At 72.6% G+C, this 23,326-nt stretch carries 21 protein-coding genes; 10 read left to right on the top strand and 11 right to left on the bottom strand.

What is annotated here, in order from left to right; translation table 11 throughout:
- The first annotated feature begins 44 nt into the window (after positions 1–44).
- Positions 45–1,679: a malate synthase A gene (gene aceB, locus AB0912_RS16210; protein WP_366700001.1), complete on the top strand. Its 1,635-nt coding sequence runs from the start codon at positions 45–47 to the stop codon at positions 1,677–1,679.
- Positions 1,680–1,685: 6 nt separating this feature from the next.
- Here aceB and AB0912_RS16205 read toward each other — a convergent pair whose 3' ends face one another.
- The 4 genes from AB0912_RS16205 to AB0912_RS16190 all read right to left on the bottom strand — a co-directional run bounded on the left by AB0912_RS16205 (position 1,686) and on the right by AB0912_RS16190 (position 6,817).
- On the bottom strand, positions 1,686–2,006 hold the full coding sequence (locus AB0912_RS16205; RefSeq protein ID WP_366700131.1) for a SelT/SelW/SelH family protein: 321 nt from the start codon (positions 2,004–2,006) through the stop codon (positions 1,686–1,688).
- Between the two features lie 164 nt (positions 2,007–2,170).
- Positions 2,171–3,085 carry a HipA family kinase gene (locus AB0912_RS16200; RefSeq protein ID WP_366699999.1) on the bottom strand — a complete coding sequence of 305 codons (915 nt, stop codon included), beginning with the start codon at positions 3,083–3,085 and terminating at the stop codon, positions 2,171–2,173.
- A 106-nt stretch (positions 3,086–3,191) separates the two neighbouring features.
- Positions 3,192–4,946 carry a glycosyl hydrolase family 18 protein gene (locus AB0912_RS16195; RefSeq protein WP_366699997.1) on the bottom strand — a complete coding sequence of 585 codons (1,755 nt, stop codon included), beginning with the start codon at positions 4,944–4,946 and terminating at the stop codon, positions 3,192–3,194.
- A 332-nt stretch (positions 4,947–5,278) separates the two neighbouring features.
- Positions 5,279–6,817, bottom strand: coding sequence for an IucA/IucC family protein (locus tag AB0912_RS16190; protein WP_366699995.1), 1,539 nt, complete (start codon positions 6,815–6,817; stop codon positions 5,279–5,281).
- A 94-nt stretch (positions 6,818–6,911) separates the two neighbouring features.
- On the opposite strand from AB0912_RS16190, the gene AB0912_RS16185 reads away from it, so the two are divergent.
- From AB0912_RS16185 to AB0912_RS16175, 3 genes are read left to right on the top strand one after another with little or no spacing between them, the layout of a single operon-like run.
- Positions 6,912–8,519 carry an IucA/IucC family protein gene (locus AB0912_RS16185; protein WP_366699993.1) on the top strand — a complete coding sequence of 536 codons (1,608 nt, stop codon included), beginning with the start codon at positions 6,912–6,914 and terminating at the stop codon, positions 8,517–8,519.
- 54 nt (positions 8,520–8,573) lie between these two features.
- Positions 8,574–9,836 (top strand): VWA domain-containing protein, encoded by a 1,263-nt coding sequence (locus tag AB0912_RS16180; protein WP_366699991.1) that lies wholly within the window; start codon positions 8,574–8,576, stop codon positions 9,834–9,836.
- Complete coding sequence (locus tag AB0912_RS16175; protein ID WP_366699989.1) at positions 9,836–10,681, top strand: hypothetical protein; 846 nt, start codon at positions 9,836–9,838, stop codon at positions 10,679–10,681. Before AB0912_RS16180 ends, AB0912_RS16175 begins: the two co-directional genes overlap by 1 nt.
- A 182-nt stretch (positions 10,682–10,863) precedes the next feature.
- On the opposite strand, the gene AB0912_RS16170 is transcribed toward AB0912_RS16175, so the two are convergent.
- Positions 10,864–11,520: a winged helix-turn-helix transcriptional regulator gene (locus AB0912_RS16170; protein WP_366699987.1), complete on the bottom strand. Its 657-nt coding sequence runs from the start codon at positions 11,518–11,520 to the stop codon at positions 10,864–10,866.
- Between the two features lie 66 nt (positions 11,521–11,586).
- Here AB0912_RS16170 and AB0912_RS16165 point away from each other — a divergent pair, with 66 nt between their 5' ends.
- The 4 genes from AB0912_RS16165 to AB0912_RS16150 all read left to right on the top strand — a co-directional run bounded on the left by AB0912_RS16165 (position 11,587) and on the right by AB0912_RS16150 (position 14,917).
- Positions 11,587–12,795, top strand: coding sequence for a pyridoxal phosphate-dependent aminotransferase (locus tag AB0912_RS16165; RefSeq protein WP_366699985.1), 1,209 nt, complete (start codon positions 11,587–11,589; stop codon positions 12,793–12,795).
- A 138-nt stretch (positions 12,796–12,933) separates the two neighbouring features.
- Positions 12,934–13,584 carry a histidine phosphatase family protein gene (locus AB0912_RS16160; protein ID WP_366699983.1) on the top strand — a complete coding sequence of 217 codons (651 nt, stop codon included), beginning with the start codon at positions 12,934–12,936 and terminating at the stop codon, positions 13,582–13,584.
- 56 nt (positions 13,585–13,640) lie between these two features.
- The gene (locus AB0912_RS16155; RefSeq protein WP_366699981.1) at positions 13,641–14,294 is read left to right on the top strand and encodes a hypothetical protein; all 654 of its coding nucleotides are present in this window, start codon (positions 13,641–13,643) and stop codon (positions 14,292–14,294) included.
- A 200-nt stretch (positions 14,295–14,494) separates the two neighbouring features.
- On the top strand, positions 14,495–14,917 hold the full coding sequence (locus AB0912_RS16150; protein ID WP_366699978.1) for an acyl-CoA thioesterase: 423 nt from the start codon (positions 14,495–14,497) through the stop codon (positions 14,915–14,917).
- Positions 14,918–15,057: 140 nt separating this feature from the next.
- Here the strand turns inward: AB0912_RS16150 and AB0912_RS16145 are convergent, their stop codons facing one another.
- Positions 15,058–15,459 carry a helix-turn-helix domain-containing protein gene (locus tag AB0912_RS16145; protein ID WP_366699976.1) on the bottom strand — a complete coding sequence of 134 codons (402 nt, stop codon included), beginning with the start codon at positions 15,457–15,459 and terminating at the stop codon, positions 15,058–15,060.
- A 120-nt stretch (positions 15,460–15,579) separates the two neighbouring features.
- Between AB0912_RS16145 and AB0912_RS16140 the strand changes: the two genes are divergently transcribed.
- Together AB0912_RS16140 and AB0912_RS16135 are read left to right on the top strand one after the other, a co-directional pair.
- Positions 15,580–17,106 (top strand): MFS transporter, encoded by a 1,527-nt coding sequence (locus AB0912_RS16140; protein ID WP_366699974.1) that lies wholly within the window; start codon positions 15,580–15,582, stop codon positions 17,104–17,106.
- A 37-nt stretch (positions 17,107–17,143) separates the two neighbouring features.
- The gene (locus AB0912_RS16135) at positions 17,144–17,980 is read left to right on the top strand and encodes a chitosanase (protein ID WP_366699972.1); all 837 of its coding nucleotides are present in this window, start codon (positions 17,144–17,146) and stop codon (positions 17,978–17,980) included.
- 73 nt (positions 17,981–18,053) lie between these two features.
- Here the strand turns inward: AB0912_RS16135 and AB0912_RS16130 are convergent, their stop codons facing one another.
- The 5 genes from AB0912_RS16130 to uraD form a co-directional block, all read right to left on the bottom strand.
- Positions 18,054–19,403, bottom strand: a complete 1,350-nt coding sequence (locus AB0912_RS16130) for a nucleobase:cation symporter-2 family protein (protein WP_366700129.1) — start codon at positions 19,401–19,403, stop codon at positions 18,054–18,056.
- Between the two features lie 320 nt (positions 19,404–19,723).
- Positions 19,724–21,100 (bottom strand): 8-oxoguanine deaminase, encoded by a 1,377-nt coding sequence (locus tag AB0912_RS16125; RefSeq protein WP_366699970.1) that lies wholly within the window; start codon positions 21,098–21,100, stop codon positions 19,724–19,726.
- Between the two features lie 252 nt (positions 21,101–21,352).
- A complete protein-coding gene (pucL, locus tag AB0912_RS16120; protein WP_366699968.1) occupies positions 21,353–22,300 on the bottom strand; it encodes a factor-independent urate hydroxylase in 948 nt (315 codons plus the stop codon).
- Between the two features lie 5 nt (positions 22,301–22,305).
- Positions 22,306–22,707: a hydroxyisourate hydrolase gene (gene uraH, locus AB0912_RS16115; RefSeq protein ID WP_366699966.1), complete on the bottom strand. Its 402-nt coding sequence runs from the start codon at positions 22,705–22,707 to the stop codon at positions 22,306–22,308.
- Positions 22,704–23,219, bottom strand: a complete 516-nt coding sequence (uraD, locus tag AB0912_RS16110; protein WP_366699964.1) for a 2-oxo-4-hydroxy-4-carboxy-5-ureidoimidazoline decarboxylase — start codon at positions 23,217–23,219, stop codon at positions 22,704–22,706. The genes uraH and uraD overlap by 4 nt, the downstream gene beginning before the upstream one ends.
- Between the last annotated feature and the right edge of the window lie 107 nt (positions 23,220–23,326).

The following is a 23,326-nucleotide window of genomic DNA, read 5'->3' as shown; positions in this document are numbered from 1 at the left end:
CCCGTAGCAGCCCGCCCGTAGTTCGCTGAAGGAAGTGACAGCTCATGTCCGCACCAGCGCCGTCCCCGCTGGCCATCGTCGACGCCGAGCCCCTGCCCCGGCAGGAAGAGGTCCTCACCGACGCGGCCCTCGCCTTCGTGGCCGAGCTGCACCGGCTGTTCACGCCCCGGCGTGACGAACTCCTCGCCCGCCGTGCCGAGCGCCGCGCCGAGATCGCCCGCACCTCCACCCTCGACTTCCTCCCGGAGACCGCCGCCATCCGCGCGGACGACTCCTGGAAGGTGGCCCCCGCCCCGGCCGCGCTGAACGACCGCCGGGTCGAGATCACCGGCCCCACCGACCGCAAGATGACCGTCAACGCCCTCAACTCCGGTGCCCGCGTGTGGCTCGCGGACTTCGAGGACGCCTCCGCGCCGACCTGGGAGAACGTGGTCCTCGGCCAGGTCAACCTGATCGACGCCTACACCCGGAACATCGACTTCACCGACCCCAGGTCCGGCAAGTCGTACGCCCTCAAGGCCGACGAGGAGCTGGCGACGGTCGTCATGCGCCCGCGCGGCTGGCACCTGAACGAGCGCCACCTCGTCGACGCCGACGGCACCCCCGTGCCCGGCGCGCTGGTCGACTTCGGCCTGTACTTCTTCCACAACGCGCGGCGGCTCATCGACCTCGGCAAGGGCCCCTACTTCTACCTGCCGAAGACCGAGTCGCACCTCGAAGCCCGGCTGTGGAACGACGTGTTCGTGTTCGCGCAGGACTACGTGGGCATTCCGCAGGGCACCGTCCGGGCGACCGTGCTGATCGAGACGATCACGGCCGCGTACGAGATGGAGGAGATCCTCTACGAACTCCGCGACCACGCGGCCGGGTTGAACGCGGGCCGCTGGGACTACCTGTTCTCCATCGTCAAGAACTTCCGTGACGGCGGCGCCAAGTTCGTCCTGCCGGACCGCAACGCGGTGACGATGACCGCCCCGTTCATGCGCGCGTACACCGAACTCCTCGTCCGCACCTGCCACAAGCGCGGCGCGCACGCGATCGGCGGCATGGCCGCGTTCATCCCCTCGCGCCGCGACGAGGCGGTCAACAAGGTCGCCTTCGAGAAGGTCAAGGCCGACAAGGACCGTGAGGCCGGGGACGGTTTCGACGGCTCCTGGGTCGCCCACCCCGACCTCGTCCCGATCGCGATGGCCTCCTTCGACGCGGTGCTCGGCGACCGGCCGAACCAGAAGGAGCGGCTGCGCGAGGACGTGTCGGTGGCGGCCGGTGATCTGATCGCCATCGACTCGCTGGACGCCCGGCCCACCTACGACGGGCTTGTCAACGCCGTTCAGGTCGGCATCCGTTACATCGAGGCCTGGCTGCGCGGCCTCGGCGCGGTCGCGATCTTCAACCTGATGGAGGACGCCGCCACCGCCGAGATCTCGCGCTCGCAGATCTGGCAGTGGATCAACGCGGGGGTCGTCTTCGAGCACGACGGGAAGACCGTGGCGGCCACCCCGGAGCTGGCCCGCGAGATCGCCGCGCGTGAACTCGCCGCCATCCGGGCCGAGATCGGCGAGGAGGCCTTCGCGGCCGGTTCCTGGCAGCAGGCGCACGACCTGCTGCTGAAGGTGTCGCTGGACGAGGACTACGCGGACTTCCTCACCCTGCCGGCCTACGAGCAGCTCGCCGGCTGACCCGGCTCAGCCCGCCGTACGCTCCGAGTGGCCGAGGGCTCGTCCCGGGGCCACTCGGTCGCGTACCAGGCGCTTGACCGCCGTGGGCTCGGGGAAACCCTGCTCGCGGCGGTCCCACACCACCTCGTCGCCGACCCGCACGACGAAGACGCCGCCGGTGCCCGGCTTGAGCGACAGCTCGTCCAGCTCGGCCTCGAAGGTGGTGAGGAGTTCCTGCGCGAGCCAGGCCGCGCGGGGCAGCCAGCGGCACTGCGTGCAGTACTCGATCTGCACCCGCCGGCCGCCCACCACCGGGTCCGCCGCCGCTTCCGCCACCCGGTCCGCCATCGTTTCCGCCGCCGCTTCCGCCACCCGGTCCTCCATCGCTTCCGCCGTCGCCTCCGCCGCTCGGTCCGCCGTCGCTTCCGCCGCTCGGTCCGCCGGCCCGTCGGTCATCTGGTCGCTCACCTGGTCCGCCTCTTGGTCTCTCGTCCGCCGCGCCGTCCGGTCCGTCATCCCAGATGCACCGACCAGTCCTGTTCCGCCGCCGGCTTGCCGTGCAGGTCGGGGACGCGCTTGAGCCAGTCCGGACGGTCCCGCTGGGTCCGCTCCGCGCGGTCGGCGTCCTCCGCCGCGAGCTGTTCCCGGCTCGGGAAGTCCGTGGGGAGCCAGGCGGCGGAGGCCCGCACCCGCGCGAGGAGATAGCCGACGTACGCCTCCCGGAGCGCGTCGGGGCCCGCGAAGCCCGGCTCCTCGGCGAGCCAGGCGTCGGGCACCTGGTCCAGCACCGCGCGCAGCAGTTCCTCGGTGACCTTGGGCGCGAGTTCGGCGTCGGCGGCGCGGGTGTCCGGGCCGTGGCCGCCGAGCGCGTGGCTCCTGAAGTCGTACGCCTTGTCCGGCGCCGAGGCGTCCCAGCGGTGGTGGAAGACGAGGGCGGCGCCGTGGTCGATGAGCCACAGCCGGGGCGGCGCCACACCGAGGGTGGGCCACACCATCAGGTTGGAGCTGTGCACGGTGCGGTCGACGTTGACGGTCAGGGCGTCCAGCCAGACCACCTTGCCCGCCTCCAGCGGGTCGACCGGGAACACCCGGGCGACCTCCGGCGTGAAGTCCTTCGCGCCCGGCAGATAGTCCATGCCGAGGTTGAGTCCGGCGCTGGCCCGCAGCAGGTCCTGGACCTCCTGATGGGGTTCGTGGCCGCCGACGGCCGGGTCGAAGTGGACGAGGACCAGCTCGGGAAAGCGCAGCCCGAGCGCCCGGGCCAGCTCCCCGACGACCACCTCGGCGACCAGCGCCTTGCGCCCCTGGGCGGCCCCGGTGAACTTCACGACGTAGGTCCCGAGGTCGTCGGCCTCCACGACCCCGGGCACGGAGCCGCCCGCCGTCAGCGGGGTCACGTATCGAACAGCAGTCACGTCGCGCAGCACACTCGCCACTGTAGAACAGCGGGTCGCCACCGCCCTCCGGCCGTGTGGGGCGGCGGCCGGAGGGCGGTGGCGCCGGGCAGGGCGAGCGGCCGGCTGCCCGGAAGGGTCAGCTCACGGTGATGTCGTCCCCGTGGGCCGCCGGCTGGCCGTACCAGCCGTGCAGGTACACGGTCACGGTTCCGGAGGCGCCGGTGGTGAACGGGACCGTGATCTTGGTCCAGGTGCTCGACGAGGCCCAGCCGCTGGCCGTCGCCCCGCCGCTCACGCCCAGGTAGGCGTAGGAGCCCTGCACCCAGCCGCTGAGGGTGTACGTGGTCTTCGGCAGCAGGGTGAGCGTCTGCTCGCACTGGCCGGTCGCCGCGGAGGTGGGCACGGATTCCAGGGCGTGCGTGCCGGTGTGCGCGGTCGTGGCGGTGATCCCGCTGCCCGCCGCGCAGGTCCACGGTGCGAGCGAGCCGGTCTCCAGGCCGCCGTTGACGACGGCGCCGCCACCCCCGCCACCCGTGCCGGTGACGGTCAGGGTGAACGTCGCCGTGTGCGAGGTGGTGCCCGCCGTCCCGGTGACCGTGAGGGGGTAGGTGCCCGGCGCCGTGGCCGAGGTGGTGCTCACCGAGAGCGCGGAGGTGGCGCCGGCCTTCACCGAGGCGGGGCTGAGGGTGGCGGTCACTCCCGTGGGGGCGCCCGTCACCTTCAGGGCCACCTGCTGGGCCGAGCCGGCGACGACCGAGGTGGAGACGGTGGCCGAGGTGCTGCCGCCGGGCGCCACGGAGGCCGCGCCGGGGGCGACGGCCACCCCGAAGTCGTCGGGGACCGGTGTGCCGGGGCCGCCGAAGTCGGCGAAGGCGTGGCTGAAGGCCCAGGTGTCCTGGGCGATGCCGGAGCAGGTGTCGCTGCCGCCGGTGCCGGGGCAGCCTCCGTTGTCGCGCTGGAGGGCCCAGAACGAGAGGGTGTTGATGCCCTGTGTCTTCGCCCAGGAGTCCACCGCCGCCGCGTCGGCGGTGGTGAACGTCTCCGCCGGTCCGTAGTCGTCGATGCCCGGCATCTCGGTGACGCCGATCGACGCCCAGATCTGCGCGGTCGTCAGCTCCGGGTGGAGGGTGGCGAGTTGACCGGCCAGCCCGGTCGCCGCGGTCTTGGTGTCGTCGGCCATGTGGTGGGTGGCGCCGTCGTAGTAGTCGAACGTCATGAGGTTGACGACGTCGACGCGGGCGCCCGCGGTCTTCGCGCTCTTGAGCACCTTGAGCCCGCTGGCGGCCAGGCCGCTGGTGGTGGTCGGGAGGGTGTACGAGAACTGGACGGTACGCCCGTTGGCGGCTGCCCAGTCCTGCACCTTCTTGATCGCCTGGTTGCGGCGGTCGATGCCGGCCGTGTTGGTGAGGGAGTTGTCCTCCACGTCCAGGTCGATGCGCGGGATGTTGTAGGTGGTGATGACCTTCTCGAACGCGGCGGCTATCGCGTCCACGTCGGTGCAGCTGTCGGCGAGTTCGGTGCCGCCGTTGTCGGCGGCGTACCCGCCGAAGGACGGGATGGCGTTGCCGCCCCGGGCCTGGAGGTCGGCGATGTCGCCGCCGAACGCGGCCTGGCCGACCGGCAGGGAGGTGTCGCCGTCCCAGTACGGGGTGCAGGAGCCCTTCTTCTCGGTCTGGAGAAAGGCCAGTGTCAGGTACTTGTTGCCGGACGCGGCGGCGAGGTCGGATACGTCGTCGGGCTGGTAGGTCTCGAAGTAGGGCGCGACCACGTGGGCCGGCAGCGGGGTGGCGGCGGCGTGGGCGGGTGCGGCGGTGGCGAGCAGGGCCCCGGCCCCGGCGAGCAGCGCCGACAGCAGCGCGGCGAGGGGACGGGTGGTGGCGGCTGGTCTCATGGAGACTCCCGGCAATGGGGGGTGGAGGGTGCGGGTGACCGCCCTGCGCGCCGGGGCGGACTGCGAGCGGCCCCATGATTGGTCTGGACCAACGGAACGGTCAAGATGCCGCGCACGCCGTCCAGTTGGGCTCCGGCGCCCACCTGCGGCGGTAGGGGAACCCGTTGCCCGTTCAGCGGCAAAGCTTTACCTGGCGGCGGCTCTCGGCGGGGCGGCGCCGAGAGCGGGCGGCACCGGCAGCGGGCGGCCTCGCCCGGTTCGCGGCAACGGCCGGCGAAGCCCGGTCCCCGGGAACGGCAGGCGATCCGGTGGGCCGGGGTCAGGAGCCGGGGTCAGGAAGCGGCGGACAGCGGGTTCGGGAGCGGGAGGTAGCGGGCGTCCGCGCCGTCCGCGTTCGTCCAGCGGAGCAGCAGGTTGGTCTTGCCGGGCAGGGTGGGCGAGGTGAGCAGGGCGGTGACCTCGGGGAGGGCGCCGTCCGCGGTGTGGCGGCGGAGTTCGGCCCGGACGGCGGGCCAGGGGTCCGTGCCCGGGAAGCGTTCGGCCAGCAGCGCGGCCAGTTCGGCGAGGTGGTTGACGACCAGGCAGTACACCAGCCGCTCCCAGCCGGCCGCGCGCGTCACGCCGGGCAGCAGTTTCACGCCTTCCGCGTCCCGGAACAGCGCCTGGACGGGCAGGCCCGCCGCGTCGACGGCCACGACGGTGTTCTGGAGGTGGGCCTCGACGACGACGCCGTGGTGGGCGAAGGCCGCGAGGACCGGAGGCACCACCTGGCGGAGGTAGGCGGCCCACCAGTCGGCGGGGTCGGTGAGGCGGTCGAGCGGGCTGCCGTCGAAGCCCTCCACGAGGGCGGCGGCGAGCAGCGGGGTGGCGCCGGGGAGGAGGTGGCCGGCGAATCCGTCGCGGACCAGGACGGCGAGTTCCTCGAAGGCGAAGTCGGCGGTGCGATAGCCGCGGTCGCTCAGCCAGGCGGCGGGTGCGGGCCCGGGCCGGGCGGCGAAGGCGGCGGCGGTCGCCGCGTCGGTGGCGCGCGCCTTCAGCAGGTCGTGCCGCCACAGCCGGCGGATGTCGTTGGTGATCCGCACGTCGAGGCTGAACTTGACGAACAGGTCGTCCTCGGGGGCGTACAGGGTGCGGATGGCGGCGGTCGGCCACAGCGGACGGGCGGTGCGCCCGAGCCGCAGGAGCCGGCCGTCGGCGAAAGCGGCCCGGATCCGCGGGGAGTCCTGGGTGAGGGCGAGCTGCCAGGGGTGGGCGGGCAGCAGCCGGTAGCCGGGCGGGGCCTCGCCGAACGCGTCGAGGGCCCGGGTGTCACCGTCCTCGGCCACCGCGTCCTCCCGCACCGCGAGCAGGTCCAGCGGGAAGGCGGCGTACGCCTCGGGGGCGTAGGGCAGCCAGTCGGCCGCGGGCCCGCCGCCGCGGGCCTTGGGCGCGGGGTGGTACGGGTGGCCGAGGAGCAGGGACTGCTCGGAGCGGCGGTACGGGTCCTCGGGCACGGCCGCCTTCGCGCGGGCCCCGAGCAGCGCGGCGACGGCGTCCCGGCTGCCGGTCATCTCGGCGGGCAGCGCGGTGTTGGCCACCCCGGTGGCGCGGAACAGTTCGTCGGCGGTGAGCCGGACCAGCTCCGCGTGACCGACCCGCCGCCAGGCGCCGCCGGTGAACACCTCGGGTTCGGCCGGCCGTCGTGTGCCCCGTACCCGCAGCAGCGTCCCGCCGGCGGGCAGCCGGTGAACGCCCGGTTCCGGTGTGGGCTCCGCGACCTCGCGAAGGAGACAATTGAGCAACGGCGCGGCGGCGTACGCGTCGGCGGCCTCGTCCGTGTCGCCCCTGGTGAGGGCGGTGAACACGGTCGGCTTGAAGTCCACGCGATCCATTCGGTCCATTCGATCCCTACGGTGCACTGGTGATCAGTATGTCTGCCGCCGGCGGACGTCCGCGACGCAGTCCCCGTCCCCAAGGAGCCCGCCCGTGCCCCGTCCCTCCACGCCCGACACCGAGGCCGCGTTCGCCGAGGAACTGAGCGGAGTGCGCCCCGACCTCGCGGCGCCGTACGCGGCAGCGCTGCCCGGCGCACGGGCGGCCGTGCTGACCCGGCTGTGGCGCGCCCTGGCGTACGAGCCGCTGCCGTGGATCACCGGCCGCACCCCGGACGGCGACGGGGAGGGCGGAGGCGGCGACCGTCACGGTGAGGGCGGGGGCGGCGACCGTCACGGGGGCGGTGGAGGCCGCGACCGTCACGGGGACGAGGGGGGCGGTGGCCTGACGGTGCGTCTGGCGGACGGCCGCCGGCTGCACGGGCCGCGCCCGGACCCGTACGCCACCGACGGGTACGTGAGCGAAGTACGGCTCGACGGGCGCCCGTACGACCGTCCCGAGCGTCTGGTGGACGCCCTCGGAATCGCGCACGGCGCCGCGTTCTCGGCCGAACTCGGCGGCAGCGTGGCCTCCTTGGCGCTGTCGCGGGCCGACCGGCTGCCCGGCGTTCCGGGAGCGGGCGCGGCGAGCTGGGAGTGGGAGCAGCGGATCGTGGACGGGCATCCGTACCACCCCAACTGCCGTTCCCGGCCCGGCTTCTCGGTGGCCGAGCAGTTCGCCTACGCGCCCGAGCACCGGCCGTCGGTGGACCTCGGCCTGGTCGCGGTGGACGACGCTCTCGTGACGGGCGACTGGCCGAAGTGGCTGCGGGACGGGGAGCGGACACTGATCCCCGCGCACCCCTGGCAGACCGCGCACGTACTGGACGCCGAAATCCAAGAAGGTTTCGCGGCGCGCCCGTTGATGTCGCTGCGGACGCTCGCCGTGCCGGACGGGCCGCACGTGAAGACGGCGTTGAGCGCCCGGCTGACCTCCTCGGTGCGGGACATCTCGGTGTACTCGGTCGAGACGGCGGACACCGTCTCGGCGTTCATGGAGAAGCTGACGGCCCGGCTGGACGCGCCGCTGCACGTCACCCGCACGCTCGGCGCCGCCACCGCCGGAACCCCCGAACTCGCCGCCCTGGTAAGGGAGTCGCCCGACGCGTACGCCGGTACGGGCGAGCGGTGCGTCCCGGTGGCCGCGCTGCCGCTGACGGGGCTGCCCGAGAAGCCGGCGTGGCTGGCCGAGTTCACCCGGCTCGCCCTCGGGGTCGGACTGCGGATGCTGGAGCTGGGGGTGGCGCTGGAGGCGCACGGCCAGAACCTGCTGGTGGTCCTGGACGAGGACAGCACGCCGGTGCGGCTGGTCTACCGCGACCTGGCCGACATCCGGGTCAGTCCGGCCCGGCTGACCCGCCGCGGCGTCGCGGTCCCCCGGCTGTCCGGCCGCGTCGTCACCGACGACGAGACCGCCCTGCGCCGCAAGCTCTTCGGCTCGCTCGTCGGCGGCGCGCTCGGCGCGACCGCCGGTTCGACGGCCGCGCTCCGCGACGCGCTGGAAACGGTCAGGGCGGACCTTCCGCGCACGGCGGACCTGCCCGCGCTCCTCGACGGGCCGCTGCCCGCGAAGGCTTTGACGTTGATGCGGCTGTCCCCGGACACCCCCGGTGACCAGTGGACTCTGCTGCCCCGGCCACTCGGCGGACCGCTCCCGTCCTGAGACGCGGCCCCTCTCGTTTTGAAGCGCGGCACCTTTGATCAATAGGATCCGCCGATGATCACAAGACAACGGCTGGCGGCGGGCGTCTGCGCCCTGCTCGCCGCCCTGACCGCGGGGATCGCGTTCCCGGCCGGCGCGGTCGCCGACGAGACGACGGCGACCGCGCCCAAGGTCGAACTGCTGCTGGACGTCAGCGGTTCGATGCGCGCCCGGGACATCGACGGCGAGTCGCGGATGTCCGCGGCGAAGCAGGCGTTCAACGAGGTGCTCGACGCGACGCCGGAGGAGGTGCAGCTCGGCATCCGCACCCTCGGCGCCAACTACCCCGGCGACGACCGCAAGACGGGCTGCAAGGACACCGCCCAGCTCTACCCCGTGGGGACGCTGGACCGCACCGAGGCCAAGACCGCGGTGGCGACCCTCAACCCGACCGGCTGGACCCCGATAGGCCCCGCCCTGCTGAAGGCGGCCGACGACCTCAAGGGCGGTGAGGGCACCCGGCGGATCGTGCTGATCAGCGACGGCGAGGACACCTGCCAGCCCCTCGACCCCTGCGAGGTGGCCCGCGAGATCGCCGCCAAGGGCATCGACCTCACCATCGACACCCTCGGTCTGGTCCCGAACGTCAAGATGCGCAAGCAGTTGAGCTGCATCGCCGAGGCCACGGGCGGCACCTACACCTCGGTCGAGCACAAGGAACAACTCAGCGACCGGGTCAACCAGTTGGTCGACCGGGCCGCCGACCCGGTGGTGAAGCCGGTGGCCGTCGAGGGCGCCGCCACCTGCACCGGGGCCCCCGCCGTCAAGTCGGGCCTGTACACCGACCGCGAGGAGTTCACGCAGCAGCGCTGGTACCGGGTGGAGCTGGAGCCCGGCAAGGAGCTGCGCGCCTCGGTGAGCATCGCCGCGGACCGCCAGGTCAACCCGGACTACGGGGTGCTGCTGCGGGCGGTCACGCTGCACGGCCGGGAGATCGTGCGCGGCGAGGCGGCCGGACACGGCCGCACCGACGTGGTGTCGACCGGTCTGCGCTACCCGAAGGCCGAGAGCGACGACGAGAACGCGCCCGCCGAGGTCGTCTGCCTCCAGGTGTCCAACTCCTTCTCCGCGGCGGCCGGTGTGAAGACCACGCCCGGGCTGCCGCTGGAGCTGACCGTCGACGTCGTCGACGGCCCCGACCAGGCGGCGGACGTGGCCTCGTTCGGCCTCGGACGCGGCTGGTGGCTGCTCGGCGCGCTGGTGATCGCCGGCTTCCTCGCCGGTGTCCTGTGGGGCTGGATCTCACGCTGGCGCTTCGCGGTCTGGAGGACCAACTGATGCGTGTCCGACGTGTGTTGACCACGGCCGTGCTGCTGCTGGGGGTCGTCGCGGCGTCCGCCCCGCTCGGCGCGGGCCCCGCCCTCGCCGACTCCTCGCCGTCGGCGAGCCCGTCCGGCGACGACAGCGCGCCCACCGAGGCCGGTACGTCGTTCCGTACGGCGACCGAGATCGAGCAGGGCACCCGGGCGACCGCCAACGGTTCCACCGGTGACTACCTGTACTGGTCGTTCCCGGCGGACGCCGGGCAGCGGCCCACGGTGAAGGCGACGGTGAAGCTGCCCGAGGCGTCCAAGCGCGCCGCCGCGCAGACCTGGCAGATCGACGTGTACGACGGGCTGCGGCGTCGGCAGGCCTGCCAGTACGGGGCGCAGACCCGCACGGCGGCCGCGGACGCGGCCTCGGTGGAGCTGGCTTGCACCCTGCGCACCGTCCGCGCCTGGTCGGAGACCTGGGCCAACGACCCGCTGCCGGGCACCTACTACATCCGGCTCACCGCCACCGGGCTCGGGGCCGGTGACCTCGGTCAGCCGGTGAGCGCCGAGGTGCGGGTGGAGTCCAAGGACATCGGCGGTTCGGCCGCGGTGGACGGTTCGCTCGCCAAGCCCCTCGTGCCGGGTGTCGCCGTGACGTCCGAGAAGTCCGAGGACTCGGAGAAGGACTCCGGTTCGGCCTCGGCCGCGCTGTCCTCGCTCGAACCCGATGACGGCTGGACCTCCGGCTGGTGGTCCGACCGGTGGGTGTGGACCGGGATCGGCGGTGTCCTCGCGGCCCTCGCCGGCATCGGCGGCTACGCCCTGACCCGGGGCCGGGGCCGCCCCGGCCGGGTACCGCCGGGCGCCTGACCCGACTGCTTCGCCCACGGCCCGCCGCACCCCTTCCGGGATGCGGCGGGCCTCGTCGTGCGCGCCCGGCCCGCCGAAGCGCCGGTCCGCGCGTCACCCGACGTCCGGCACCCGGCTCCCGGCACCTGGCACCTGGTATCCGGCATCCGGCATCCGGCCCTCTCGGGGAGGCTCAACAGCCGTCAGACAGCGCGCAGTTCCTTGGCCAGCGGCCCGTCTCCCGTCACCTCGGCCCGGCCCGCGCGCAGCACGTCGAGCAGGGTCGCCTCACCCCGGCTCACCGCCTCACACGTGCCGGTGTCCAGCGTCAGCCGGGCGTCCGGTTCCCCGGGCGCGGGCCCGTCGCCGTAGGGCGGCGCGTCCCCGTCACCGAGCCGCACGTGGAACCGGCCCTCGTCCAGGCGGACTTCGACCAGCCCCTCCCCCGCTCCGAGGGCGCGCAGCCCGCGCAGCAGCGGCAGCGCGAACCAGTGCGCCCGTACCGCGTCGGTGGGCCGCCGCTCGTCCAGCGCGGGCGCGCCCCACTCGCCGAGGGCCTGGAGGACGGGCAGCAACTCCTTGCCGCGTCCGGTGAGTTCGTAGACGTAGGCCGCACCGGGCGGCGACAGCCGGCGGCGGGTGGTCAGGCCGTCGCGCTCCATGTCCTTCAGCCGGGAGGCGAGGACGTCGGTGCTGACTCCCGGCAGATCGGCGTGCAGATCGGTGTACCGGCGCGGCCCGCCGAGCAGTTCGCGGACGATCAGGAGGGTCCACCGGTCCCCGACGGCGTCGAGGGCGCGGGCGGCGGAACAGTACTGATCGTAGCTTCGGCGCGGTGACATGCGACGCAGTCTAGCCATCTTGTTGGACTTTCCAAGCTCACACTTGGTAAAACCAAGCAACACCACAACCGGAGGGCGCAGCGCATGGAGTTCCGGCAGTCGAGCAAGCTCAGCGAGGTCTGTTACGAGATCCGCGGCCCGGTGATCGAGCACGCCGACGCACTGGAGGCGGCGGGCCACAGCGTGCTGCGCCTCAACACCGGCAATCCCGCCCTCTTCGGTTTCGAGGCGCCGGAGGAGATCCTCCAGGACATGATCCGGATGCTGCCGCGGGCACACGGCTACACGGATTCCCGGGGTGTCCTGTCGGCCCGCCGCGCGGTCGCCCAGCGCTACCAGGACCGGGGCCTCCCCGTCGACGTGGACGACGTCTTCCTCGGCAACGGCGTGTCCGAGCTGGTCTCCATGGCCGTACAGGCCCTCGTCGAGGACGGCGACGAAGTCCTGATCCCCGCACCGGACTTCCCGCTGTGGACGGCCGTCACGACGCTGGCCGGCGGCAAGGCGGTGCACTACCTGTGCGACGAACAGGCCGACTGGTACCCGGACCTGGACGACATGGCGTCGAAGATCACCGACCGGACCCGCGCGGTCGTCATCATCAACCCCAACAACCCGACGGGCGCGGTCTATCCGAAGGAGATCGTCGAGGGCATCCTCGATCTCGCCCGCCGGCACGGCCTGATGGTGTTCGCGGACGAGATCTACGACCAGATCCTCTACGACGACGAGGTGCACCACTCGGCCGCCGCCCTCGCCCCCGATCTGGTGGTCCTCACCTTCTGCGGGCTGTCGAAGACCTACCGTGTCGCCGGTTTCCGCTCCGGCTGGCTGGTCGTCACCGGGCCCAAGCAGCACGCCCGCAGCTATCTGGAGGGGCTGACGATGCTGGCCTCGATGCGGCTGTGCGCCAACGCGCCCGCGCAGTACGCCATCCAGGCCGCGCTGGGCGGCCGGCAGTCCATCCACGAGCTGACCGCGCCCGGCGGCCGGCTGCGCGAGCAGCGCGACCGCGCCTGGCAGAAGCTCAACGAGATCCCGGGCGTCTCCTGCGTCAAACCGAAGGGCGCGCTGTACGCGTTCCCGCGCATCGACCCGGCGGTGCACCCGATCCACGACGACGAGAGGTTCGTCCTCGACCTGCTGCTCCGCGAGAAGATCCAGGTCGTCCAGGGCACCGGCTTCAACTGGCCGCGCCCCGACCACTTCCGCATCCTCACGCTGCCGCACGCCGACGACCTCGACGCGGCGATCAGCAGGATCGGACGGTTCCTGAGCGGGTACCGGCAGTAGACCCCGGCCCCGGCGGCGCGGTGGAGCGGGGTGGCAGCGGCGGTAGGGCCGACCGGGGGAGCCGGTGCTGCGGTCCCGCCCGGCGGGTGACACCGTACGGGGGACAACATCTGACGCAGGGACGGAAAGGGCGCGGCGATGGGTGATCTGCTCCTCGTACGGCACGGCGAGACCGAATGGTCGCTGTCGGGACGGCACACGGGGTCGACCGATGTGCCGCTGACCGACAACGGGCGGGAGCACGCGCGGCGGCTCGCCCCGCTGATCGCCCGGCACCACATCGCGGCGGCGTTCGTCAGCCCGATGAGCCGGGCCCGGGAGACCGCCCAGCTCGCCGGAATCGGCGGCGCCCGCGTGGACGCGGACCTCTCCGAGTGGGACTACGGCGGCTACGAGGGGATCACCACCGTCGAGATCCACCGCGAGCGGCCCGACTGGTTCCTGTTCACCGACGGCGTCACGGCTGGGCCGCCGGAGCATCCCGGGGAGAGCCCGGAGCAGGTCGGGGCGCGGGCCGAACGGATGCTGGCCAAGATCGACGCCGCGCTCGCCGAGTCGGAGGGCAGCGTGGTCGTCGTCTCGCACGGCCATTTCCTGCGGGTGCTGACCGCGCGGCGGCTCGGGCTGACCGCCCAGTCCGGCGCCCTGTTCCAGCTCGGCACCGGCACGATGAGCCGGCTGAGCACCGAGCACCGGCGGCATGTGGTGGCCGGGTGGAATGTCAGACCCGACGCGTACTGTTCCCATGGTCCGCTCACCCCCGCCGGGGAGGCGCCCGAGCAGCGCTGACCGGCGGCCGGGGCGGGGCGGAGTGCCGTGGCACCGACGGGTGGAGGGAGCGCGCCGTGACACGACCGCCGAGCGCCGCGCAGCGGCGCCTGATCGAGGCCGCCGATCCCGTCACCGGGCGGCTGAAGGGCCCCGAGGCGCAGCTCGCCGCCCTGGTGAGGCAGGGGCTCGCCTTCCGCCATCCGCGTCCGCCGCGCGACCACTTCCTGACACCGGCCGGGCACCGGATACGCGAGGCCGCGCAGGACGCCCCCGCCGCGCCGCCGGCCCAGCCCGACCCCGCCCCGGAGACGTCCGCCGGGGCCGGCGCCGGGGTCTTCGCGGCGCGGATCGGCGGCGAGGAGGCGGCCGACTCCGGCCCGGCGCGGCTGCGGGAGGTGCACAGCGCCTGGCAGGGACTCCTGGAGCTGCGGCGCATGACCCGTGCGGACGGCGCCACGGACCTGCCGTGCGCCTGGGAGCGTACGCATCTGGTGCGGGCCGCCGCGCTCGCCCTGGAGGCGGCGGGGCACCGGCCGGCCGGGGTGGCGGGCGGCGGCTACCGGGTGCGGGCGACCCCCCAGCCGGAGGCGGTCGCCGTCCACGAACCGGACCTCGCGGCGCTGCGGGCCTGCGCGGCCACCCTGGAGCGGGCGGGCTGGCAGACGGGCGAGCACACCGAACCACGTACCGGCACCCGCTACGTCCTGGCCTCGCCCCGCCGGGCCTGAGGCGAAGCTACCCGGCGGGCCTGGGCCGAAGCTGGCCGCCGGGCCTGGGCTGAAGCTACCCGCCGGGCCGGAGCTGCGGGTCCCCGCCGGGGCTGCCGCCTCGGGGGCCCGGACGGATGTGCTGTACAAGGGAGTTGGCCGGTTCCCGCTTTCCGGGCGACCGGCCGGTCAGTCGCACCGCAGTCGTCGAAGGGACCGTCGTGGCAGAACCGTTTTCCGTGCCCGTGACCGTGCGCGGGTACGAGACCGATGTGCAGGGTCATCTCAACCAGGCCGTGTACCTCCAGTACGCCGAGCACGCCCGCTGGTCGGTGCTCCAGGCGGCCGGGATCAGCCAGGCGGTCCTGGCGGGCCGGGGCGTGGGGCCGGTCGCCCTGGAGACGACGATCCGCTACCGGCGGGAGCTGCGGGCCGGTGACGAGGTCGAGGTGACGTGCGCGTTCCTGTGGGGCGAGGGGAAGACCTTCCGCATCGAGCAGGTCATCCGCAGGACGGACGGGACGGTGGCCGCCGAGATCACCGCGGTCGGCGGTCTGATGGACCTCACGGAACGCAGACTGCTGCCGGACCCGCGTGACGCCTTCAAGTCGCTGGCCACCGACCCGGGCCCGCTGGGCCTGTAGCCGCAGGGGAAAGCCCCGGAGGCATCCCCGCCACGGGCGGTCCCGGCCCCGGGACCGAACCCGGCCTCCGGGCTCACCGACCCCGGGGGAACCCGCCCGTCCGTGCTCGCCCGGCCCCGGGCTCGACCCCGCCCCGGCCCCTACGCGTCCAGCAGCTCCGGCCGGTGCTCCGCGTCGTAGGCCGCGCGGGACTCGGCGATGGTGACGCGGTGCCGCTCGGCCCAGTCGGTCAGGGAGAGCAGCGTCGCGTGCAACTCGCGCGCCACCGGGGTGAGTTCGTACTCGACCTTCGGGGGCACCGTCGGGTGGACGGTGCGGGTGACGAGTCCGTCGCGCTCCAGATGACGCAGGGTGAGGGTCAGCATGCGGCGGCTGATCCCCTCGATGCTGCGCTCCAGTTCGGTGAAGCGGATCGGGCCGTGCGCCGCGGCCACGAGGATCAGCACGCTCCATTTTCCGGCGACCCTGTCAAGAACCTCGCGGACCGGGCACGCCTGCGCGAGCACTGCCTGCGACGTAACACGGGTGTTCCCCTGGGACATCCGAGTGCCTCCTTATGCCGTCTCCCATGGTCACTGACGATGTACCCCGTTACAAGTCGTGCACCAAGGAGCGCGTCCACGGGCCGGTCACGGTCCGTGGCGGACACGGAGGCTGTCGTCATGTCGTCCCGGACCGGGCCCGCGGGCCCCGCACCACGAAGGTACTCGCGCCGGGCCACGCTCGGGGTGCTCTGCGCCGGGACGCTGATGACCGTCCTGGACGGGAACATCGTCACCGTCGCGATGCCCGCGATCCAGAGCGATCTCGGGTTCTCGGCCGCCGGGCTGGCCTGGGTCGTGAACGCCTATCTGATCCCGTTCGGCGGGCTGCTGCTGCTCGTCGGGCGGCTCGGCGATCTGGTGGGCCGCCGGCGGATGTTCACGGCGGGGCTCGCCGTGTTCACGCTGGCGTCCGTACTGTGCGGGGTCGCGACCGGGCCCGCCGTACTGGTCGCGGCCCGGGCCCTCCAGGGCGTCGGCGGAGCGATGACCTCGGCGGTCGTCCTCGGGATGCTGGTGTCGCTGTTCCCCGGGCCGCGCGAACAGGGCCGCGCCATCGCGGTGTTCAGCGCGGTCGGCGCGGCCGGCGGGGCGCTCGGCGGGGCGCTGACGCAGACGCTCGGCTGGCACTGGATCTTCCTGATCAACCTGCCGATCGGGGTGCCGGCCTGGGCCGCCGCGCTGCGGGTCCTGGCCCCGGACCGGGGCGAGGGCCTCGGCCGGGGCGCCGACTACCCCGGCGCCGCCCTCGTCACCGGCGCGCTGATGCTGACGGTGTACACGATCGTCGGCTCCGGGGACCGGGGTCTTGGCGGCACGCTCGCGCTCGGCGCCCTCGCGGCGGCCCTGTTCGCCGGTTTCACGCTGCGCCAGGCCCGGGCCGCCCGTCCGCTGCTGCGCCTGCGGCTGTTCCGCTCCCAGACGCTGACGAGCGCCAACGCGGTGCAGATCCTGATGATCGCCGGGATGTACGGCTTCCAGTACATCGGCGCGCTGTACCTGCAACGGGTGCTCGGCTACAGCGAGTTGGCGACCGGGACGGCGTTCCTGCCGGCGCCGGTCGCCATCGGCTTCCTGATGCTGACCCTGTCGGCGCGCACCATCGCCCGCTTCGGCCCCTACCGGGTACTGCTCGCCGGGCTCGCGCTGATCACGGCGGGCCTCGCGCTGCTCGCCCGCGCCCCGGTCGACGGGTCCTACGGCGTCGACGTGCTGCCCGTACTGCTGCTGCTCTCCGCGGGGTTCGCGGCGGCGATGCCCGCGGTCACGGGGCTCGCGATGTCGGGGGCCCGCCCCGAGGACGCGGGGCTGGCGTCGGGGCTGTTCAACACGACCCAGGTGGTGGGCGGTTCGCTCGGACTGGCCGTTCTGACGACGCTGGCGGCGAGCCGCACCGGTCACCTCGTGGACGCGGGCGGGCAGGCCGTGGCCGCGACGGCGGACGGCTACCGGCTGGCCTTCACCGTGGCGGCGGCACTGACGGCCACCGCGCTGACCTCGGCCGCCGTCCTGCTGTACCCCGGGCGGAACACCGGACCTTCCCCGGCGGAAGCGGAATCCGCGGCACGTGAGGTCGCCGAGGCGGTCAACCAGCCCCCGCCGAACGGGTGTACGCCCTTTCGAATCTCTGGTAGGAAACCTTCCTAACAATGCACGGCCCCACCACTCCCCTACCGGAGGCACCGTGAAAACCCCCCACATAGGCGCGGACACCCCCCGCCCCGGCACCTCGCGCCGCGCCCTGCTCGCCGCGCTCGGCGCGTCGCTCGTGGCCACCCCGCTCCTCGCGAACCAGCGCGCGACCGCGGCAGCGGCCGGGCTCGACGACCCGGCGAAGAAGGAGATCGCCATGAAGCTGGTCTCCAGCGCGGAGAACTCCTCCCTGGACTGGAAGGCGCAGTACAAGTACATCGAGGACATCGGCGACGGCCGCGGCTACACCGCCGGGATCATCGGCTTCTGCTCCGGCACCCACGACATGCTCGACCTGGTCGAGCTGTACACCCGGCGTCAGCCCGGCAACGTACTGGCCGCCTACCTGCCCGCGCTGCGCGGGGTCGACGGCAGCGACTCCCACGAGGGACTGGACCCCGGCTTCCCCGCCGCCTGGCGCGAGGCCGCCCAGGACACCGCCTTCCAGCAGGCCCAGAACGACGAGCGCGACCGCGTCTACTTCAACCCCGCCGTGCGGCAGGGCAAGTCGGACGGCATCGGCGTACTCGGTCAGTTCACCTACTACGACGCCATCGTCATGCACGGCGACGGCGACGACAGCACGAGCTTCGGCGGCATCCGCGGGCGCGCGCTGGCCAAGGCCAGGCCGCCGGCCCAGGGCGGCGACGAGGTGACGTATCTGAACGCCTTCCTCGACGCGCGGGTGTGGGCCATGAAGCAGGAGGAGGCCCACTCCGACACCAGCCGCGTCGACACCGCGCAGCGGGTCTTCGTCCGCAACCGGAACCTGAACCTGGACACGCCGCTGGACTGGAAGGTCTACGGCGACAGCTACCACATCGGCTGATCCGCGCGCGGCCGGCGAAGGGCGCGGCACGTTCCCCGTGCCGCGCCCTTCTCGGTGCCCGCCGCCCGTCCGGTCAGTGGGCCGGTACCGCCTTGAGGTCCTCGCCGGCCTCCATGGGGTGGGTGACCTCACCGGCGTTCTCCCGGCCCCTGCCGAGGTGGTTGAAGACCAGGTTGAGGACCACCGCCGCGACACAGCCGGTCGAGATGCCGGAGTCGAGCACGATCCGCGCGGTCTCCGGGAACGCGTGGTAGAACCCGGGCGCGGTGATCGGGATGATGCCGACCGCGAGCGAGACCGCCACGATCAGTACGTTGTTGTCCTTCTCCAGACCGGCCCTGACCAGGGTCTGGATACCGCTGGCGGCCACCGAGCCGAACAGGACGACCCCGGCTCCGCCGAGCACCGGGCGCGGCACCACGGCGATCAGGGAGGCGGCCATCGGGCACAGCCCCATCAGCACCAGGAAGCCGCCGCCGGTGGCGACGACGTACCGGCTGCGGATACGGGTCATCGCCACCAGACCGATGTTCTGCGCGAAGGCGCTGCACATGAAGCCGTTGAACAGCGGGCTCAGTGCCGAGCCGAGGGTGTCCGCGCGCAGCCCGGCCGCGATGGTCCTCTCGTCGGCGGGCCGCTCGACTATCTCGCCGAGCGCCAGCATGTCCGCGGTCGACTCGGTCATCGAGACGACCATCACCACGCACAGCGAGAGGATCGCGGCGAGGTGGAACTGCGGTGCGCCGAAGTGGAACGGCGTCGGGAAACCGACCACGTCGGCGTCGGCGACCGGGCCGAAGTCCGTGACCCCGAACGGGATCGCGACGAGGGTTCCGGCGATCAGCCCGAGCAGGACGGCGATCTGCTTGACGAAGCCGCGGGTGAAGCGGCGCAGCAGCAGCACGATGACGAGGGTCACCGCGGCGAGGCCGAGGTAGGTCCGCGAACCGTAGTCGTGGGCGGCGGGGTCGGGGCCCTGTGCCCAGCCGAAGGCGACCGGCAGCAGGGAGACGCCGATGAGCGTGATGACGCTGCCGGTGACCACGGGCGGGAAGAAGCGGACGGCCTTGCTGAAGAAGGGGGCCGCGAGGAAGCCGAGGACACCGGCGACGATGACCGCGCCGTAGATGATCGGCAGGGCGTCGCTCTTGTCCTTGGCCGCGGCGACGACGGCGGTCATCGGGGCGACGCCGGCGAAGGTGACGCCGTTGACGAAGGGCAGCCGGGCTCCGATCTTCCAGAAGCCGAGGGTCTGGAGGAAGGTGGCTAGTCCCGCGGTGAACAGACAGGCACCGGTGAGGAAGGTGAGTTCGGTGGCGGACAGCCCGACGGCGGCGCCCACGATCAGGGGTGGCGCGACGACTCCGGCGTACATGGCGGCCACGTGTTGCAGGCCGCTCGTCGCCATCTTCAGGGCGGGCAGTTTCTCGTCAACCGGGTGCTTCGACTGGCCAGTTGCTCCAGTTGCTCCAGTTGGTCGTGCATCGGTGCTGGGCTCGGGCTGGGCGGCCACGGCGGCTCCTCCGGTCGGGTACACGTCGTCGGCGACGTGGGTGTCAGGGAGGTGATGCGCGGTCGTGCGGGACCGGGACGATGACCGTCGCGCGGACGCGTGTCCGCGCGGCGGAGACCGTTCCGGGGCGCGCACGTCCATGCACGCCCCGGATACGGCCGCCGTGGACCCCGCTCGGGTCCACGGCCACCGGCCGAGGGCCGTCCCCCTCGGCCGGAGATCTTCTGTTGTCAGGCCCGCGCGGCGATCCGCGCCAGGCGCTGCGCCTGCGCGCGCGTGGAGCGGGCGATGGCGTCCTCGTCGACGGTGCGGAGCCGGCCGTCCTCGACGACCGGCTTTCCGTTGACGAGGGAGAGGGTGACCGGCGCTGCCGCGCCGAAGACGAGCGCCGTCACCGGGTCGGCGATCGAGGCGTGCGCCAGGGTGTCCAGGTTCCACAGCACGAGGTCGGCGAGCTTGCCCGCCTCCAGGGAGCCGATCTGGCTCGCCCGGCCGAGGACCTGGGCGCCGCCGAAGGTGCCGAGGCGCAGTGCCTGGCGGGCGTTCAGGGCGGCTTCGCGGTGGGCGCCGAGACGGTTGATGAGGAGCGCGTTGCGCAGTTCGGTGTGGAGTTCGCCGGACTCGTTGGAGGCGGTGCCGTCGACGCCGAGGCCGACCGGGACGCCGGCCGCGAGCATGTCGGGGACGCGGGCGATGCCGGCGGCGAGGCGGGCGTTGGAGGACGGGCAGTGGGCGACGCCCGTCTTCGTACGGGCGAACGCGGCGATGTCGGAGTCGTTCATGTGGACGCAGTGCGCCATCCACACGTCCTCGCCGAGCCAGCCGGTCGACTCGAAGTAGTCGGTCGGGCCCATGCCGAACAGTTCCTTGCAGAACTGCTCCTCCTCGACGGTCTCCGAGCCGTGCGTGTGCAGCCGTACGCCCTTGCGGCGGGCCAGTTCGGCGCCCTGCTTCATGAGTTCGGTGGAGACGGAGAAGGGGGAGCAGGGTGCGACGGCGACCTGGGTCATGGCGTCGAAGGAGGCGTCGTGGTGCTCGTCGACGGTGGCCTCGGTGGCGGCGAGGGCTCCGTCGAGGGTCTCGACGGCGAAGTCCGGGGGCAGTCCGCCGTCCTTCTCGCTGCGGTCCATGGAGCCGCGGGCGAGGGTGAAGCGGACGCCGGTCTCGCGGGCGGCGCGGATGATGGCGCCGGACAGGTCGCCGGAGTCCTTCGGGAAGACGTAGTGGTGGTCCATGGCGGTGGTGACTCCACCGCGGGCCATCATCGCGAGGGAGCCCTGCGCGGCCGAGTAGGCCATCGGCTCGTCGATGCGCGCCCAGGTCGGGTAGAGGGCGACGAGCCAGTTGAAGAGGTTGTGGTCCGTGGCGAGGCCGCGGGTGATCCACTGGTAGAAGTGGTGGTGGGTGTTGACCAGGCCGGGGGTGGCCAGGTGCCCGGTGCCGTCGATGCGGCGGACCACGTTCTCCAGGCTGTCGGGGGCCTTTCCGGCGCCCACCGACTCGATCCTGTTGTCGGTGACGACGATGTGCCCCGAGGCGTACTCGGTGTCGTCCGCGTCCACGGTCGCGATGGCGCAGTTCTCGATGACGATGCGCTGGACTGCCACGGCGGTTCCTCGTTCTTCCCATTGGCGGACGGACCCGGGGGCCGAGCGGGGTGACGACCGGGTCCGTGGTGCTGTGCTGCGCAGATGCCCCCGCTCTCCCCCTGGGACCGGGGCCTGCCGATCGGATCATGCCGTGGTACGCGGGGTACCCCGGCGCCACCCGACCCGAACGGCGGACCCTTGACGCCGGCGCACGCGTCGGGGCTACAGCGGCAGTACCGGGGGCGGCCCGTGCGGACCGCCCGTGCGGTACTACAGGTTGGTGAGGTCCACCGGGATGTGCGGCTCGCAGCCGTCGCGCAGGATGGTGGCCTCGATGAGCCCGTACGGGCGGTCGGCCGCGTAGTAGACCTCGTTGTCGTTCTCCAGGCCGAACGGCTTGAGGTCCACCAGGAAGTGGTGCTTGTTCGGCAGGGAGAAGCGGACCTCGTCGATCTCGCTGCGGTTGTTGATGATCCGCGCGCCCATCTGGTACAGGGTCTGCTGGAGCGAGAGCGAGTAGGTCTCCGCGAAGGCCTGGAGCATGTGCTTCCTGACCTGGTCGTAGGACTTCTCCCAGTTGGGCGTCTTCTGCTCGTCGCCGCTCCAGTTGAACCGCCAGCGGCCGGAGACCTGGGTGGCCAGGATGCGGTCGTAGGCCTCCTGGAGCGTCGTGTACTTGTCCTTGACGTAGCCCCAGAACTCGGAGTTGGTCGAGTTCATCACGACGAGGTCCTTGAGGCCGGAGATGACCTCCCACTTCTCGCCGTCGAAGGTGATCTGGGTGACGCGGGTCTCCTGGCCCTTTCGGACGAAGGAGTGCTTGACCTCGTCGGCGCCGATGAAGCGGGAGTTGGCGTCGGAGGCCTCGATCCGCTCCCAGGCGTACTCCTCGATGCGGATGCGGGCCTGCTTGATCGGCTCCTGGCTGGTCACGAAGTGCCGGGCCAGGTGGATGCCGAACTGCTCGGCGGACTCGATGCCGTACTCCTTGGCGAAGGCGTACACCGTGTTCTTGGTGGTGTCCGTCGGCAGGACGTTCGCGTTGGAGCCCGAGAGGTGGACCTCCTGCATGTCGCCGCTCAGCGCGACGGACACGTTCAGGTCCTTGATGTGGTGGGTGTCGCCGTCGCGGGTGATCTTGACGACGCGGTTCTCGGCCTTGCCGTACTGGTTCTGTCCCAGGAGTACCGGGTGGGCGCGGCGGGAAGGGTCGGTCATGTCTGCTAGCTCCCTCGGTAAACGGAGTAGCCGAACGGGTTGAGCAGCAGCGGTACGTGGTAGTGCTCGCCCGGCCTGACGGCGAAGGTGATGGCCACCTCGGGGAAGAACGTCTCGCTGTCCCGATTCGCGGGGGCGTCCTGCTGCGCATCGGCTTGCTGTGTCGCTGGTTCCGGCTCGAAGTACGCCTCGACCTCGAAGTCGAGCCGTACGTGGGTCGTGCCCTCCGGCAGGGCCGGAAGATCCTTGCACCGGCCGTCCGCGTCGGTGGCGGAGCCGCCGAGCGCCTGCCAGGCGGCCTCGCGCCCGGCGCGGGCGGCGAGCCGGACGGCGACGCCCTCGGCGGGGCGGCCGACGCTGGTGTCCAGGATGTGCGTGGACACGGAGGCGGTGGTGTCGGTGCTCATGCCTCTTCTTCCTCTACGAGATTGCCGAGCCGGATGCGGTTGATCTTCCCCAGTTCGACGCGGACGATCTCGCGTTCCCGGGCGGCGGAGTTGCCGATCCGCTCCTTGACCGCGTCCCGCATCTGCTCGCCGGTCCGGCCGGTGGCGCAGATGAGGAAGACGTGGCCGAACTTCTCCTGGTAGGTCAGGTTCAGTTCGAGCATCTCCTCCCTGAGTTCCGCGGAGGCGCCGGCCATGCCGCGCTGCTCCCGGGAGGAGGTGGGGTCGCCGGGCTTCGGCCGCCCGATGGGCGGGTGCCCGGCCATCGCCTCGGCCAGGTCCGCTTCGGTCAGCTCGGCCATGGCGGCGTCGCTCGCGGTGTAGAGGTCGTCGGCGGTGGCGTACGGGCGGCCGGCGAGCAGTCGCGCGGCCCATGCCCGGGAGGCGCATGCCTCGTGGAGGGCGGCGCGGGCCGCGTGCTCCTCCAGTGCGTTGAACCGGGCGAGGCCGCCAGGTGTCGTACTCGACGTCACGGGAAGCCTCCGTGGCCTTGTGCTGGACGGGCTGCGGGATAGCTAACGCTCTCGGAAACACCACGTCAACACTTTGTTGAAAACTTGGGGTAACAAAAACCGCCGCC

The organism is Streptomyces sp. NPDC007084, assembly GCF_040703595.1.
Taxonomy (GTDB): Bacteria; Actinomycetota; Actinomycetes; order Streptomycetales; family Streptomycetaceae; genus Streptomyces.
The sequence above is the reverse complement of the archived record's forward strand: the minus strand, read 5'-3'. Positions and strand labels throughout refer to the sequence as shown.

Excerpts from the sequence above, each read along its gene's own strand:
- aceB (WP_366700001.1), top strand. The coding sequence starts at position 45 with ATGTCCGCACCAGCGCCGTCCCCGCTGGCCATCGTCGACGCCGAGCCC.
- AB0912_RS16205 (WP_366700131.1), bottom strand. The coding sequence starts at position 2,006 with ATGGCGGACCGGGTGGCGGAAGCGGCGGCGGACCCGGTGGTGGGCGGC.
- AB0912_RS16195 (WP_366699997.1), bottom strand. The coding sequence starts at position 4,946 with ATGAGACCAGCCGCCACCACCCGTCCCCTCGCCGCGCTGCTGTCGGCG.
- AB0912_RS16190 (WP_366699995.1), bottom strand. The coding sequence starts at position 6,817 with ATGGATCGCGTGGACTTCAAGCCGACCGTGTTCACCGCCCTCACCAGG.
- AB0912_RS16180 (WP_366699991.1), top strand. The coding sequence starts at position 8,574 with ATGATCACAAGACAACGGCTGGCGGCGGGCGTCTGCGCCCTGCTCGCC.
- AB0912_RS16175 (WP_366699989.1), top strand. The coding sequence starts at position 9,836 with ATGCGTGTCCGACGTGTGTTGACCACGGCCGTGCTGCTGCTGGGGGTC.
- AB0912_RS16170 (WP_366699987.1), bottom strand. The coding sequence starts at position 11,520 with ATGGCTAGACTGCGTCGCATGTCACCGCGCCGAAGCTACGATCAGTAC.
- AB0912_RS16165 (WP_366699985.1), top strand. The coding sequence starts at position 11,587 with ATGGAGTTCCGGCAGTCGAGCAAGCTCAGCGAGGTCTGTTACGAGATC.
- AB0912_RS16160 (WP_366699983.1), top strand. The coding sequence starts at position 12,934 with ATGGGTGATCTGCTCCTCGTACGGCACGGCGAGACCGAATGGTCGCTG.
- AB0912_RS16145 (WP_366699976.1), bottom strand. The coding sequence starts at position 15,459 with ATGTCCCAGGGGAACACCCGTGTTACGTCGCAGGCAGTGCTCGCGCAG.
- AB0912_RS16140 (WP_366699974.1), top strand. The coding sequence starts at position 15,580 with ATGTCGTCCCGGACCGGGCCCGCGGGCCCCGCACCACGAAGGTACTCG.
- pucL (WP_366699968.1), bottom strand. The coding sequence starts at position 22,300 with ATGACCGACCCTTCCCGCCGCGCCCACCCGGTACTCCTGGGACAGAAC.
- uraH (WP_366699966.1), bottom strand. The coding sequence starts at position 22,707 with ATGAGCACCGACACCACCGCCTCCGTGTCCACGCACATCCTGGACACC.